The sequence below is a fragment of the Nonomuraea sp. NPDC049504 genome, assembly GCF_040676845.1.
Classification (GTDB): Bacteria; Actinomycetota; Actinomycetes; order Streptosporangiales; family Streptosporangiaceae; genus Nonomuraea; species Nonomuraea salmonea.
The window spans coordinates 103,176-117,097 of sequence record NZ_JBFAPT010000002.1; the positions used below are offsets into that span (position 1 = coordinate 103,176).

A 13,922-nucleotide genomic window follows, 5' to 3' on the forward strand; every position below is an offset into this window, starting at 1 on the left:
TGCGGTGGGTGCGAACCGGGGCGGGGGTCAGACGGCGGCGGCGCCGATGCCATGCTTCTCCAGCAGCTCGGCCGCCTTGGCGAACGAGCTCATGTCGATCATCTCGTCGGTGTCGATCATGATGGAGAACTCGTCCTCCATCGCCGCGATGAGCGCCATGTGCGCGAGGGAGTCCCACTGCGGGATGGCGCGGTATTCGAGGTCGTCGACGCCGGCGTCGGGCGGAAGGTTGAGCGCCATGCGGAACACGGCCCGCAGGCGGTCGAGATGACTCATGATGCACTCACTCTCTGTCCTCAAGCCATGACGAAGTGTAGCCGTATCGCGAAGGCGATGAAAAACCAAGCCCCCGACCTGAGTAATGGAAGCGTATAACGATGCGTGACCCGTCATGGGTGCTGGGAATGTCGGGAACGACACGCCAGCCGTACGGGGGGAATGATGGACGAATCCAATCACTGGTACGGGCACTCCCGCATTCTCGGCAGATACTGCGGCCTGCCGGACGAGGCGCCAAAGCGCATTCAAGGTTTCCTCCAGCACGGATGGAACTATCTGCACGGATTTCCCCCGAACGACCACTGGTGCAGCCCCGGTTACCCCCGTTTCATCTGGTCGGACGTCCTGCGCCGCCGGGGCTGGTCGATGGGCAGGAGGGGGCACTATCTCATCGGCGCGCCGTGGATCTACCTTCTTTACCAGGAGCCCGGCCTCGGTGTGCGGGAGGATCGCGAGGGTACGATCTGGTATCCCTTTCATGGCTGGGAAAAACATTCCGTCAGCGGGGATCACGCCCGGCTTGCCGATGAAATCCGAGATGTCGAGATTGGCCCGGTAACGGTCTGCCTTTATTGGTTGGAATTCGCAAATCCGGACATTCGGCGGGCGTACGAATCGAGGGGGTTCCGGGTCATCTGTCACGGCGAGCGCGGCTCCCGCTGGGAGGCGAAGGGCCGCGACTTCCTGCGCAAGCAGCTCGTCGAGTTGCGGCGCCACCGCAGGGTGGCCTCCAACCGGCTCGGCAGCGCGCTGTTCTACGGCGCGTCGGTGGGGTGCGAGGTGGCCGTCTACGGCGACCCGATGCAGTTCGAGGACGAACGGCCCGAATACGGCGGCACCGCCCGCCGCATGCGCCTGTGGCCCGAGCTGCACGGCACCCACGTCGATCGCGAGCTGGCGGCCGAGGTGGCGCGGCGCGAGCTGGGCTTCGAGTATCAGGCGACACCGGAGGAGCTACGGCGGATGTTCGGATGGAAGCGCCCCCCGGCGGCGGCCCCACGCAGGCGCTTCGCCCCGTCCGCCGCCGGCCACACCAAGGTGAGTGCAGGAGTGCGGGGATGAGTGTGAACGAGGCGCCGGCGAACGTGCGGCTGATCGGCGGCGAGATGCTGCTCTGGTCCGACATGTCCGGTATCGGGGGCGTCACCGAGTGGCGTGGCGCGGCGCTGGAGCTGATCAGGCGGCTGGTCCCCGTGGACGGCAGGGTGCTGCTGGTGGGCCCGCATCCGCAGCCGCTGGTGGACGACGTGGTGGCCAGGGCGGGCGAGGCGGCGGCGCTGCTGCGCTCGTTCCCCGACGCCCGTGACCTGGGGGAGCGGCACCCGGGGCTGGAGGTGTTCTGCGGCCGGCTTGAGGTGCTGGACGTCGACGAGCCGTACGACCTGGTGCTGGCCCTCGACGGCCTGCTGCGCACCCACTCGGCGGAGGCCCCGGCCTCGGCCTGGAGCGAGTCACTGGCCGCGCTGGCCGAGCTGACCAGGCCGGGTGGCCGGATGGTCCTCGGCGTACGCAACGACCTCGGCATCGACCGGTTCATCGAGGCGCGGCCGGCCGACCGCGAGTGCGGCGACGACCAGTGGGCCCCGCACGGCTTCGACCCCAGCTACCCGGGCGGCCCCGCGGCGCTCGACCTCGGCCTGGAGTCGGCCGGGCTGAGCCTGCAGCGCTGCTACGCCGCCTACCCCGACCGCCAGGCCCCGCGCTCGCTGCTGTCGCGTGAGTCGCTGGCGTTCGAGCTGCCCGAGGCGCTGACGTTCCCGCTGAGCGCCCGCGAGAGCGACCGCATGCTGGTGGCCGACCCGCTCAGCCTGACCAGGCTGGTGTTCAGGCACGGGCTGGGCGAGGAGCTGGCGCCGCTGTGGCTGGCCGTCGCGACCCGCCCGCCCCTGACGTCCGACCCGGTGCACCCGGTGGAGCTGCCGCTCGGCCTCATCGAGGAGGGCCAGGCCCTGTACGAGCTGACCGCCGGCGGCACCCGTCGCCTGCCGGGCGGCGAGGAGCAGCCGGTGCCCGCGGGCCGCGTTGTGGAGGAGATCCTCGTCGAGGCGTGCGCCCGCGAGGACGTCAAGACCGTACGCGAGCTGCTGTCGGAGCTGGCCTGCTGGCTGGAGGCGGGCGGCGACGCGTCGGCCGCCACCGACAGCCTGGTCTACGACGGCGAGCGGTTCGCCGCGGTCAACCCGCCCGCCGCCCCCGCCACGCCGCCCGAGCCGCGCGTGGTGCTGTGCCGGATCCTGTGGCGGTTCGCGGTCAGGCTGCTGGCGGCCGGTCACCATCACCCGTGGCCGTGGCCGCTGGAGGCCGACCAGCTCGCGCTGACCCTGTGCGGAATGGCCGAGCGGCCGTGCGACCAGGGCGACCTCGACCTGGCCCGCAAGCTGGACGCCGAGCTGGGGCAGCCGGCCGAGCTGGGCGAGCACGCGCCGACGTACCGGGATCTGCTGGGCGCCCGCGACCGGCTGGCCGACCAGCTCACGTCGGCCCTGGCCAGGATCGCCCGCCTGGAGACCAAGCTCTCCTACCGCGAGCGCGAGCTCGTACGGGCCAAGGCCAAGCTGCGCAGGACGCAGCGCAAGGCCACCGCCTACCGCAGAACGCTCGGCTACCGCCTCTCCCGCCGACTGGCCCGCCCCCGCAAGGTCGCCCGCCGCGTCATACGCCTGCTGTCCGGCTGACTCACCATGAGGAGCTCCTGTGCCGGTTCTTTCGGTGATCGTCCCGTTCCACAACGTCGAGAAGTACATCGGACCCTGCCTTGACTCCATAACCGCGCAGACGCTGGACGACCTGGAGGTGATCTGCGTCGACGACGGCAGCGGCGACGAGGGCGCCGCGGCCGTCGCGGCGAGGATGGCGGACGACCCGCGCATCACCCTGCTCAGCCAGGACAACCACGGGGTGGGCCACGCCCGCAACGTGGGCGTGCGCCACGCAACCGGCACCTACCTCGCCTTCGTGGACGGCGACGACACCGTGCCGCGCGACGCGTTCAAGCGCATGGTGTCCTCGCTGGAGACGACCGGCTCCGACCTGGCCTGCGGCAACGTCATGCGGCTCTACCGCAACCTGCTCATCCCCTCGTGGGCGCACCGGCAGGCGTTCGCGAGGCCGGCCAGGCGTACCCACATCACCCGCCACCCGCTGCTGGTCCGCGACCGCATGTTGTGGAACAAGGTCTACCGCCGCTCGTTCTGGGACCGCCTCGGGCTGCGCTTCCCCGAGCGCATGTACGAGGACCAGCCCGTCGCCATGGCCGCCCACGTAGGGGCGCGGTCGGTGGACGTGCTGGCCAGGGTCGTCTACCACTGGCGGCAGCGCGACGAGCAGGGCGCCTCGATCACCCAGCGCTGCCTGGAGCCGGCGAACCTGCGCGACCGCCTGCTGTCGGTGACGCAGACGGCCGGGCTGCTCGCCCGCGGCGCCCCTGGGCTGAAGGCCGACTTCGACCGCGACACGCTGGACATCGACATGACCGTCGCCGTCGAGGCCATGGCGGCGATGGGCGAGAAGGCCGACCCCGACCTGGTGGACCTCGCCGTCCGCTACCTCGACGGCGTGTCGCAGGAGGCGTGGCTGAGCATCCCGTTCGAGCACCGCCTGATGGTGCACCTGCTGCACACGCGCAGGCTGGATGAGCTGTCGCGGGTCTTCGCCGAGGCGAGGCAGGGCCGGCTGCAGCCGAAGGTCGGCTCGTCGGGGTGGTGGCGCAAGCGCTGGCACGGCCGCCACCCCTCGATGCCGGGCCACCTGTCGGACGTCTCCGGCGAGCTGGGCCTGCGGGCCAGGCTGGTCAGCCTCGACTGGCACGACGACGTGCTGCACGGCGCGGGCCGGGTGGCGGTCGGGAAGTTCGACATCGGCGACCTGCGGCGGGTGCGGGTGCGTACGTGGCTGCGCGAGCGCGGCACCGGCGAGACCGTGGTGCTGTCGGAGAACGGGAGCTTTCCCCTCTGGGAGGAGATCGAGCAGGAGGACGGCGGCCGGCTGCCGGAGCACGCGTTCCCGTTCAGGTTCGCCTTCGACCCCGAGACGCTGTCGCGGGCGCAGCTCGCCCGGCACGGCCAGTGGGACCTGCACGTCCGGGTGCGCGGCGGCGGGCTGCGGCTGGAGTGCAGGGTGGCGGGGCCGCGCTGGCTGCCGCCGCTGATCCCGGCGCCGCGCCGCAGGTCGGGGGTGTGGCTCGTGCCGGTACGCAGCACGAAGGGCGCCTGGGGCATCAGGGTGCGCACGGCCCAGGCGATCATCGGCGAGTGCCGGGTGGACGGCGGCGACCTGGTGCTGGCGGGCCGCATCTCCGACCTCGGGGACGGCGAGCCGGTGCTGCGGCTGCTGCGCAGGAGCGACGGCGAGGAGATGTACTTCCCGGTGGAGCTGACCGGCCAGAACTTCCACGCACGGGTGCCGCTGGCCGGCATCGACGCGTGCGTGGGCCACGAGTCGTGGTGGGAGGTGCTGATCGATCAGGGCCGTGCGCTGCGCCCGCTCGTACGCTCGCGGCAGCGCACGGTGACGACCGTGGCCGAGCGCCGCTTCCTCATCGACCGCGGCGAGGACGGCTGCCTGCTGCTGGCCGAACGCTGAAGGCTCAGCGCAGGATCCCGGCCAGCGTCTCGGCGACGTGGTCCTGCTGGGCGTCGGTCAGGCCGGGCCACAGCGGCAGCGACAGCTCCTCGAAGTAGTAGGCCTCGGCCTGGGGACACAGGCCGCGCCGGTAGCCGATGTCCTCGAACACCGGGTGCCAGTAGACCGGCATGTAGTTGACCTGCACGCCGATGCCGGCCGCCCGCATGCGGTCGTAGACCTCGCGCCGCCGCCCGTCGCCGATCCTGACGGGATAGAGATGCCAGCTCGGGCGTACGTAGGCGCGCTGGGCCGGCAGCGTCAGCCCGGGCACGTCGCGCAGCAGCGTGTGGTAGCGGGCGACCAGCTCGGCGCGCCGCTCGCGGAAGCGCCCGAGCCTGCGCAGCTGGCTGATGCCGAGCGCGCAGAGCACGTCGGGCAGCCGGTAGTTGAGCCCGAACGCGTGCACCTCCTGGTGCCAGCCGCCCTCGCCCGGCGTGCGCTGCTCGGCCGGATCCCTGACCAGGCCGTGGTTCCTGAAGCGGGCCGCGCGCCGCAGCATCGCGGGGTCGGGCGCCGCGACGGCGCCGCCCTCGGCCGTGGTCACGGTCTTGGTGGGGAAGAACGAGAACGTCGTCAGGTCGGCCAGCTTCCCCACGGGCCGGTCCTTGTACGTCGCCCCGATCGCGTGCGCGGCGTCGGCCATCAGCGTGGCCCCCGCCCGCTTCGCCACCTTGCGCAGCTCGTCGTAGTCGGCGGGGTGGCCCGCGTAGTCGACCGCGGTGATCGCCCGCGTCCGCGTCGTGACGTGCGCGGCGGCGGCGCCGGGGTCGAGGTTTCCGGTGTCGGGCTGCACGTCGGCGAAGACCACCCGCGCGCCGAGCAGCGCGGCCGTGGCGGCCGTGGCCACGAACGTCAGCGGCGAGGTGATCACCTCGTCTCCGGGGCGCACCCCGGCCGCGACGTAGGCGACGTGGAGCGCGGCGGTGCCCGACGTGACCGACACGCAGGGCACGCCGCCCGTCCACTTGGCCAGCTCCGCCTCGAACGCGCCGACCGCCGGCCCCGTGGTCAGCCAGTCGCCGCGCAGCACCTCCGTGACGGCCTCGACGTCGGACTCGTCGATGGACTGGCGTCCGTAGAGCAGCATCAGCCGGTCACCATCGCCCGCAGGTCGTCGACCGACAGCCACTGGTCGTTGGTGTCGGAGCGGTAGGAGAAGCCCTCGGGCAGCGTCTCGCCGGTCTCGGGCGGCCGGTAGCCCCAGGTGGCGATCGTCGGCTGGACGACGTAGCGGTCGGCCAGGCGCAGCGCCCTGCGGCTGTCGTCGGGGCCGATCATCTCCTCGTGCAGCTTCTCGCCGGGACGCACGCCGATCTCGTAGACCGCGCTCTGCGGGGCCAGCGCCTCCGCCAGGTCGGTGATGCGCATGCTCGGGATGCGCGGCACGTACAGCTCGCCGCCCTGCATCATGTCGAACGAGTCGACCACGAACCTGACGGCCTGCTCCAGCGTGATCCAGAACCGCGTCATGCGCTTGTCGGTGATCGGCAGGCTGCCGCCCTGCTCGGCCAGGCGCTGGAACAGCGGGACCACCGAGCCCCTGCTGCCCACCACGTTGCCGTAGCGGACGACGGAGAAGCGGGTCTCGTGGGCGGCGGCGTAGTGGTTGGCCGAGACGAACAGCTTGTCGGCCACCAGCTTCGTGGCGCCGTAGAGGTTGATCGGGCTGCTGGCCTTGTCGGTGGAGAGCGCGACGACCTTGCGCACGCCGCAGTCGATGGCGGCCTCCACGACGTTCTGGGAGCCCGCGACGTTGGTGCGGACGTATTCGAACGGGTTGTACTCGGCGGTGTCGACCTGCTTGAGCGCGGCGGCGTGGACGACGTGGTCGACGCCGTGCATGGCGCGGGTGAGGCGGTCGCGGTCGCGTACGTCGCCGATGAACCAGCGCAGGCGCTCGTCGTCGCCGAACAGCTGCTTGCTCTCGTACTGCTTGAGCTCGTCGCGGGAGAAGACCACCAGGCGGCGCACCCCCAGCGAGTCGAGCGCGTGGCGGATGAACGCCTTGCCGAAGGACCCCGTGCCTCCGGTGATCAGTATCGATGATCCGCTGAGAATGCTCACGTGGCCCCCTGAGTCGCGCCGGACGGCGCTGTAGTCGTCGTGGCAGCCGGTAGCATAGCGCGATCGCACAACGACACAGAGTCACACGGGGGATTGGGGCTTCGGTGCGGATTGTGGGGATCATTCAGGCCAGGACGGGATCGACACGGCTGCCCGGCAAGGTGCTGCGCGAGCTCGGCGGGCGGTCGGTGCTCGGCTGGGTCGTACGCGCGGCGCGCGAGGCCGGGGCGCTCGACGACCTGCTCGTCGCCACCACCACCGAGCCGGCCGACGACGCGGTGCTCCGCGAGTGCGACCGGCTCGGCGTGGCCTGTCACCGGGGGCCGGTCGATGATGTGCTGACCAGGTTCGTCCAGGCTCTGGCCGGGCGGCGGTGCGACGCGGTCATGCGGTTCACCGCCGACTGCCCGCTGCTCGACCCGGCCGTGATCAGGGAGGCGGCGCTGGTGTTCCGTGCCGTGCCGGGGCTCGACTACCTCAGCACCGGCCTGTCCCGTACGCTGCCGCGCGGGCTCGACGTCGAGATCGCCGGCCGGGCCGCGCTGGCCAGGGCCGACCAGGAGGCCACCGGCTTCCACCGCACCCACGTCACCTCCTACCTCTACGAGCATCCCGGCGACTCCCGGCTGCTCGGCCTGGCCTACCGCCCGGCGGCCGACGACCTGCGGGTGACGCTCGACACCGAGGACGACTGGCGGCTGATCGCGGCCGTCGTCGCCGCCCTGGGCGATCGGTGCCTGCCGGCCAGGACGCTCGTCTCCTGGTTGCGGGAGCATCCCGAGGTGACCGGCCTCAACGCCCACGTCCGCCAGAAGGCTTTGCAGGACGCGTGACCGCGAGGGTGGGGATCCGGTGCGACGCCGGGGCGCGGAGCGGGGTCGGGCATCTGGTGCGGTGCGTGGCGCTGGCCGAGGAGCTGGTCGCGCGCGGCGTCGAGGTGGTCTTCCTGGGGGAGGTCCGTGACTCGCCGTGGGGGCGGGCCCAGCTCGACGGGCGCGGGCTGCCGCTGGTCCCGGCGCCGCACGAGCCCGAGAAGCTGGCGGCGCTGGCGCGCGGGCTGGGCTTCGACGCCGTGGTGCTGGACTCGTACGAGCTGGCGCCGGCCACCGGGTCGGTGCTCAGGGCGGCGGGGCTGCCGGTGCTGGCCATCGTGGACGGTGACCCGCTGGGCCAGGAGGCCGACCTCTACCTCGACCAGAACCTCGGCGCCGAACACCGCCCCTTCACCCTGTCCGGCCCCCGCCTCGCCGGCTCAAGCCATGTGCTCCTCCGCGACAGCGTCCGCCGCCGCACCCGAGCACCCCGCCCGGATGGCCCGCCGCGCGTGCTGTGCTTCTTCGGCGGCACCGACAGCGCGGGGGTGGCGCGGCGCTGGGCGGACGCGCTCAACGCCACCGGGCTGCCCTTCCTCGGCACGGTCGTCAGCCCGGTGCCGTTCGACGCGGGGCCGATCGCGGTGATCCCGCCCACCGACCGGCTGCCCGAGCTGATGGCGGCGGCCGACCTGGTGGTGACGGCGGCCGGCTCGGCGGTCTGGGAGCTGCTGCACCTCGGCGCGCCGATGGCGCTGACCTGGGTGGCCGCCAACCAGCTCATCGGCTACGAGGAGCTGGTACGCCGCCGCGCCGCGGCGGGCCTCGGCCCCGCCCCCGGCCCCGAGGCGGTCGCCACGCTGGCGAAGCTGCTCGCCGACCCCGCCGCCCGCGAGGAGCACGGCAGGCGGGGCCGCGGGCTGGTGGACGGCAAGGGGCGGGAGCGGGTGGCCGATGCGCTGCTCGCTCTCGCCGTCAGATGAGGTCCCAGGTCAGGGGAGTGCCCAGCCGCGCGTCGCGGACGAAACGACGCCCCATGACCTGGGCGGCGGCGTCGGGGTGCAGGCCGCCGGCCGGGCGGATCGAGCGGACGTTGTCGGGGGTGACCGGGTCGCCGGCGCGCACGTCACGTACGACGTGAAGGGACCGGCGGAAGCGCAGGCCCTCGCGCTCCGACGGGCGCGGCCCGATCACGGTGTCGCCCAGCGACTCCCAGGCCCGCCTGCTCTCCGTCACCAGCGCCGCCAGCTCGGCGGGCTCCAGTGAGAAGGCGGCGTCCACGCCGCCGTCGGCCCGCGACAGCGTCACGTGCTTCTCGATCACGCAGGCCCCCAGCGCGACCGCCGCCAGCGCGGCCCCGATGCCGGGCGTGTGGTCGGACAGCCCCACCACCTCGCCGGTCAGCGCCGACAGCAGCGGCAGCGAGCGCAGGTTGCTCTCGCCGGGCGGCGCGGGATAGGTGGCCGTGCAGGACAGCACGACGAGCTGCGTGCACCCCGCGCCCCTGGCCGCCGTCACGGCGGCGTCGATCTCGGCGGCGGTGGCCATGCCGGTCGAGATGATCAGCGGCTTGCCGGTGCCGGCCGCGAGCCGGATGAGCGGCAGGTCCACGATCTCCGACGAGGCGATCTTGTACGCCGGCACCCCCAGCTTCTCCAGCACCTCGACCGCCGTGGGGTCGAACGGCGCCGAGAAGGCGACCAGCCCCCGCTCCCGGGCCCGCTTGAAGATCGGGTCGTGCCACTGCCACGGCGTGTGGGCGCGCTCGAAGAGCCGGTAGAGCGTCTCGCCGCCCCACAGCTCGTGCTCGTCGCCCACCCGGAACGCCGGAGCGTCGCAGTCGACGGTCAGCGTGTCGGGCGTGTACGTCTGCAGCTTCAGCGCGTGCGCCCCCGCGTCGGCGACCGCGTCCACGATGGCCAGCGCCCGCTCCAGGCTGCCGTTGTGGTTGCCGGACAGCTCGGCGACGACGAACGGCGGATGCCCTGGGCCGATCGGCCGCCCCCCGATGGAGATCATGTGTGGTCCTTCCTGAGTTCGATGGTCACGACGTCGCGCAGGACGCCGTCGACGTCCCGCCGGTAGGAGCCCGTCTCGGCGAAGCCGAAGCGCCGGTGCAGCCGCAGCACCGGCTCGTTGCCCGCGAGCACCTCGCCGCGCAGCAGGCTCAGCCCGAGCGGCCCGAAGGCGTGCTCGATGGCCGCCCGCTCCAGGCCGACCCAGGCGGGCAGCAGCTCGCCGTGCCGCTCCAGGCCGTCGAGGTCGAGGTAGTAGCCCCAGTACGCGGCGCCGCCCGCGATGCCGGTGTAGGTGACGACCCCGGCCGGGGCCCCGGCGTGCTGGTAGACCATCACCCGCCTGGTGCCGTCGACCCGGGTGGCCCGCCACCAGCGGGTGTGCTCGTCCGGCGTGATCTCGTGCGTGGTGAAGCTGGTGGCGCGGACGCGAGGGTGGTTGCGCCAGTGGCGCATGGCCGGCAGATCGTCCTCGTGTGCGTCTCTCAACACGGCGTCCCCCTACCGTAAGTGCTCGATCCTTTGCACAACGTAGCGGATTACGCGCTCGGTAAAGAGCTCATCAGGGACGGCCATCGGGCACGTAGTGAGGTCGGCCGTCACGGCATGCTGCCCTCGAACGCACACCGAGTGCAAGGAGCAATTCGGCATGATCCCCCTGCTCAGCGTGGTCGTCCCCGTTCACGACGTGGAGCCGTACCTGACCGAGTGCCTGAAGTCGCTGGCGGCGCAGACGCTGGAGGACATCGAGGTGATCGTCGTGGACGACGGGTCCACCGACGGCGGCCGGCGGGTCGCCGAGGACTTCGCCGCGCGCGACGGCCGGTTCGTGCTGGTGAGTCAGCGCAACCTGGGTCCCGGGCCGGCGCGGAACGTGGGTGTCGGCCGGGCGCGGGGCACGTACCTGGCCTTCGCCGACGGTGACGACGTCGTGCCGCCGGAAGCGTACGAGCGGCTGGTCGGCACGCTCGCCGCGACCGGCTCCGACCTCGCGACCGGCGCCGTGCGGCGGCTGGTGGACGGGGGGCTGGAGGAGTCGACGCTGCACGAGAAGGTGTTCAGGCGCCCGCACCTGTGCACCCACATCACCGACAGGCCGGTGCTGGTCAGGGACCGCACGGTGTGGAACAAGGTGTACCGGCGCGACTTCTGGGAGCGCTGCGGCCTGCGCTTCCCCGCCGGCATCTATGAGGACGTCCCGGTCGCCATGCAGGCCCACGTGCTGGCGACCAGCGTGGACATGGTCGGCGACGTGGTCTACCACTGGCGCAAGCGCGAGGAGGGCGGCACCTCGATCACGCAGCGCCGCTCGGAGCTGCCGAACCTCCAGGAGCGGCTGTCGGCCATCCGCTCGGTGCGCACGTTCTTCGACGACCGCGCGCCCGAGCTGCTCGACGGCTTCGACGCACTCGTGCTGGAGAAGGACACGATCTTCCTGTTCCAGGCGCTGGAGCGGTGCACGGAGGACCCGGGGCCGCTGCTGGACCTGGGCCGGGCCTGGCTGGCCGAGCTGGGGCCGCACGTGCTGGCCGGCGCGCCTTCGCTGCGCCGCCTGGAGCTGCACCTGCTGCGGCGCGGGCTCATCAGGGAGCTGCGCACCGTACGGGAGTTCCGCCGCGGCCGCGAGGAGGTCGCCCGCGTGGTGCCGCGCGGCTGGCGGACGACCGGCTGGTACGGCGACTACCCCTTCTTCCGCGACCGCCGCCTGCGCATCCCGGACGAGGTGTTCGACGCCCGCGACGAGCTCAAGCTGGTCGCCAGGGTCGAGGAGTGCACCTGGACGGGGACGGACTACCGGCTGCGCGCGTACGTGGGCATCCACCGGGTGGAGCGCAAAGTGCCGAAGGTGAGCCTGTGGCTCAGCGACGGCCGCCGCAGGGTGCCGCTGGAGGTGCGGCGCAAGGGCAGGTACAGCGTCCTCGCGGTCGTGGACCCGGCCCGGCTCGACGGGGATCGCCCCTGGAAACTGGGGGTGCGGGCCGAGCTGCGCGGCCTGGTGTTCAAGGGCTGGTGCCGCGACGGAGAGGCGGGCGGGACGTGGCGGTGGTCCGTGCCGGGATGGTCAAGAACCGTTATGGACATCCCCCAGTAGTTCCAGACAGTAATCGCTCCGGCGCGTCGCGTGGTCATGCTGGGATCCATGAGGACCTATTCGCTGGATGACGTCTACGAGACACGCAAGCGGAGAGACTCCTGGTGGACCGTCTATTTCGTGGATCCGGTCGCCTGCCGGGTCGCCCTTCCCGTCGCCAATCACACCCGGCTCACGCCCAATGCGCTCACCGTGCTCTCGCTGGTCCTCGGCACGGTGTCGGCCGCCTGTTTCGCGGCGAACCACCTCATAGCGGGCGCGGGCTTCTTCTATCTGAGCTTCATGATCGACTGCGTGGACGGCAAAATCGCCCGGCTGAAGGGCACGGGCACGCCGTTCGGGCTCTGGCTCGACTACGTGGGGGATCGGATCAGGGTCGTCCTGTGCGCCGGGGGGCTGGCGTACGGGCAGTACGCGCTGACGGGCGACGTGCACTACGTCGTGCTCGGCGCGGCGGTGGCGGTCCTGGACCTGTTCAGGTACGTCAACGCGCCGCAGATGAAGCGCGTACGCGAGGCCATCAGAGAGGAACGGCAGGAGGCGGAGCCGGACCCGCTGGGTCAGGACCCGATCGACGCCGACCCGCTCGGCGCCGACCCCGTGGGCCCGGAGCCGTTCTTCGCCGAGCGGCCGGAGGGCGAGCCGCGGGGGCGCGCTCAGCGGCGGATCTTCGCCCGGTTCTTCCGCAGGCTCAACAGGTTCCTGGCCCGTCATCGTGTGCGCTCGCACCTCGTGAGCGGCATCGAGTTCCATGCGGCGGTGTTCGTGGTCGCGCCCATCGCGGGGGCGTGGGCGCTGATCCCGCTCGCCGCGTCGTCTGGGGCGCTGCTGCTCGCCAACGAGGTCTTCCTTGTGTACCGGATGTGGCTCTTCACGCGCAGGCACGGCGTGGGCTCGCCTCAGGAGAGCCGAGAGCACGTTCTCGTCTAAGTTTTCGGGGGTTAGTACGACATGAACGACCGGCCAGTCTTCGTCATCGGATGCCCGCGGTCCGGCACCACGATGCTCCAGCTCATGCTCCACTCGCACCCGCGCCTCGCGGTGCCACCGGAGACGCGCTTCCTCGTTCCCGCTTATTACCGCCGCCGCAAGTGGGGCGACCTCCGGGTCGCCCAGCGCCGCCGCGCCCTGGCGCAGTGGATCGCGACCGACCGTAGCACCAAGTTCCGCGAGCTGAAGATCGACAAGGACGAGTTCGTCCGGCAGGCCGTCGAGGGCCCCGGCTCGCTGGGCTCGGTGCTCGGCATCGCCTTCAAGATGTACGCCGACCGCTTCGACAAGGCCCGCTGGGGCGACAAGCGGCCGAGCTACGTCAAGCAGGTGGACATGCTGCTGCGGCTCTTCCCCGACGCCCAGTTCATCCACCTCATCAGGGACGGCCGCGACTGCGTGGCCTCGCTGAAGGAGATGCCCTGGTACACCCTGGACTCCTTCCACGCCGTCTCCACCTGGGCGGAGGCCATCGACGCGGGCGGCAGGCTGCGTCGTACGCTGCCCGACGACACCTACTACGAGCTGCGCTACGAGGACCTCACCGACGACCCGATGACCGAGCTGAAGAAGCTCTGCCACTTCCTCGACGAGGACTTCTCGCCGGCGATGATCTCGCCGCGCGAGGCGGCCAGCGTGGCGGTGCCGCAGCACAAGGTCTGGCACAGCAACACCCACCGCGAGGTCACCCGCAGCCGGGTCGGCAGCTGGGCGAACCGGCTGGAGGACTGGGAGGTGGCGCTGTGCGAGCACATGCTCGGCGACCGCCTGGAGTCGATGGGCTACGAGCTGAGCGGGGCGCCCAAGCCGTCCAAGGAGCACATCACCACGGCCCAGAAGACGATGCAGAAGCGCAGGGCCAGCAGGATGCGCAAGCACATGCGCGACCGGTTCAACCGGCTGCGCGAGCCCAGCCCGGTCGCCGCGCTGCTCACCTCGCGCCAGCGGTCGCTGGCCGGCGTGCCGCAACAGCGTAAGGAACTGACCGAGCCGGTCTGAGCGCTCGGGTGAGTGCTCTCGGGTGAGTGCTCTCGGGTCAGCGCTCTC

The 13,922-nt window shown here is 71.9% G+C and carries 13 protein-coding genes; 8 read left to right on the forward strand and 5 right to left on the reverse strand.

What is annotated here, in order from left to right; all coding sequences use genetic code 11:
* Positions 1-27: 27 nt before the first annotated feature.
* A complete protein-coding gene (locus AB0K28_RS03840; RefSeq protein WP_345395873.1) occupies positions 28-276 on the reverse strand; it encodes an acyl carrier protein in 249 nt (82 codons plus the stop codon).
* Between the two features lie 162 nt (positions 277-438).
* On the opposite strand from AB0K28_RS03840, the gene AB0K28_RS03845 reads away from it, so the two are divergent.
* From AB0K28_RS03845 to AB0K28_RS03855, 3 genes are read left to right on the forward strand one after another with little or no spacing between them, the layout of a single operon-like run.
* Entirely contained in the window at positions 439-1,341 is a 903-nt protein-coding gene (locus AB0K28_RS03845; protein ID WP_364364721.1) for a hypothetical protein, read from the forward strand.
* Positions 1,338-2,954, forward strand: a complete 1,617-nt coding sequence (locus tag AB0K28_RS03850; RefSeq protein ID WP_345395882.1) for a hypothetical protein — start codon at positions 1,338-1,340, stop codon at positions 2,952-2,954. Before AB0K28_RS03845 ends, AB0K28_RS03850 begins: the two co-directional genes overlap by 4 nt.
* Before the next feature lie 19 nt (positions 2,955-2,973).
* The gene (locus AB0K28_RS03855; protein WP_345395885.1) at positions 2,974-4,860 is read left to right on the forward strand and encodes a glycosyltransferase family 2 protein; all 1,887 of its coding nucleotides are present in this window, start codon (positions 2,974-2,976) and stop codon (positions 4,858-4,860) included.
* A gap of 4 nt (positions 4,861-4,864) precedes the next feature.
* Here AB0K28_RS03855 and AB0K28_RS03860 read toward each other — a convergent pair whose 3' ends face one another.
* Both AB0K28_RS03860 and pseB read right to left on the reverse strand, forming a co-directional pair.
* A complete protein-coding gene (locus AB0K28_RS03860) occupies positions 4,865-5,989 on the reverse strand; it encodes an aminotransferase class V-fold PLP-dependent enzyme (protein ID WP_364364726.1) in 1,125 nt (374 codons plus the stop codon).
* On the reverse strand, positions 5,989-6,966 hold the full coding sequence (pseB, locus tag AB0K28_RS03865; protein ID WP_355410927.1) for a UDP-N-acetylglucosamine 4,6-dehydratase (inverting): 978 nt from the start codon (positions 6,964-6,966) through the stop codon (positions 5,989-5,991). The genes AB0K28_RS03860 and pseB overlap by 1 nt, the downstream gene beginning before the upstream one ends.
* A gap of 113 nt (positions 6,967-7,079) precedes the next feature.
* Here pseB and AB0K28_RS03870 point away from each other — a divergent pair, with 113 nt between their 5' ends.
* Both AB0K28_RS03870 and AB0K28_RS03875 read left to right on the forward strand, forming a co-directional pair.
* Positions 7,080-7,799: an NTP transferase domain-containing protein gene (locus AB0K28_RS03870; protein ID WP_364364729.1), complete on the forward strand. Its 720-nt coding sequence runs from the start codon at positions 7,080-7,082 to the stop codon at positions 7,797-7,799.
* Entirely contained in the window at positions 7,796-8,761 is a 966-nt protein-coding gene (locus AB0K28_RS03875; protein WP_364364731.1) for a hypothetical protein, read from the forward strand. The genes AB0K28_RS03870 and AB0K28_RS03875 overlap by 4 nt, the downstream gene beginning before the upstream one ends.
* Here the strand turns inward: AB0K28_RS03875 and pseI are convergent.
* Together pseI and AB0K28_RS03885 are read right to left on the reverse strand one after the other, a co-directional pair.
* A complete protein-coding gene (gene pseI / locus AB0K28_RS03880) occupies positions 8,754-9,797 on the reverse strand; it encodes a pseudaminic acid synthase (RefSeq protein WP_364364734.1) in 1,044 nt (347 codons plus the stop codon). The two genes, AB0K28_RS03875 and pseI, sit on opposite strands and share 8 nt — an antisense overlap.
* Positions 9,794-10,285 (reverse strand): GNAT family N-acetyltransferase, encoded by a 492-nt coding sequence (locus tag AB0K28_RS03885; RefSeq protein WP_345395900.1) that lies wholly within the window; start codon positions 10,283-10,285, stop codon positions 9,794-9,796. Before AB0K28_RS03885 ends, pseI begins: the two co-directional genes overlap by 4 nt.
* Positions 10,286-10,442: 157 nt before the next feature.
* On the opposite strand from AB0K28_RS03885, the gene AB0K28_RS03890 reads away from it, so the two are divergent.
* Genes AB0K28_RS03890 through AB0K28_RS03900 form a run of 3 tightly spaced genes read left to right on the forward strand, consistent with a single transcriptional unit; the run spans position 10,443 to position 13,874 of the window.
* Entirely contained in the window at positions 10,443-11,885 is a 1,443-nt protein-coding gene (locus AB0K28_RS03890; protein WP_364364739.1) for a glycosyltransferase family 2 protein, read from the forward strand.
* 48 nt (positions 11,886-11,933) lie between these two features.
* Entirely contained in the window at positions 11,934-12,815 is an 882-nt protein-coding gene (locus AB0K28_RS03895; protein WP_355410939.1) for a CDP-alcohol phosphatidyltransferase family protein, read from the forward strand.
* 21 nt (positions 12,816-12,836) lie between these two features.
* Complete coding sequence (locus AB0K28_RS03900; protein ID WP_345395909.1) at positions 12,837-13,874, forward strand: sulfotransferase; 1,038 nt, start codon at positions 12,837-12,839, stop codon at positions 13,872-13,874.
* Positions 13,875-13,922: the final 48 nt, after the last annotated feature.

Coding starts and splice junctions, on each gene's coding strand:
- AB0K28_RS03845 (WP_364364721.1), top strand. CDS start 439: ATGATGGACGAATCCAATCACTGGTACGGGCACTCCCGCATTCTCGGC.
- AB0K28_RS03900 (WP_345395909.1), top strand. CDS start 12,837: ATGAACGACCGGCCAGTCTTCGTCATCGGATGCCCGCGGTCCGGCACC.
- AB0K28_RS03890 (WP_364364739.1), top strand. CDS start 10,443: ATGATCCCCCTGCTCAGCGTGGTCGTCCCCGTTCACGACGTGGAGCCG.
- AB0K28_RS03850 (WP_345395882.1), top strand. CDS start 1,338: ATGAGTGTGAACGAGGCGCCGGCGAACGTGCGGCTGATCGGCGGCGAG.
- AB0K28_RS03895 (WP_355410939.1), top strand. CDS start 11,934: ATGAGGACCTATTCGCTGGATGACGTCTACGAGACACGCAAGCGGAGA.
- AB0K28_RS03840 (WP_345395873.1), bottom strand. CDS start 276: ATGAGTCATCTCGACCGCCTGCGGGCCGTGTTCCGCATGGCGCTCAAC.
- AB0K28_RS03860 (WP_364364726.1), bottom strand. CDS start 5,989: ATGCTGCTCTACGGACGCCAGTCCATCGACGAGTCCGACGTCGAGGCC.
- pseI (WP_364364734.1), bottom strand. CDS start 9,797: ATGATCTCCATCGGGGGGCGGCCGATCGGCCCAGGGCATCCGCCGTTC.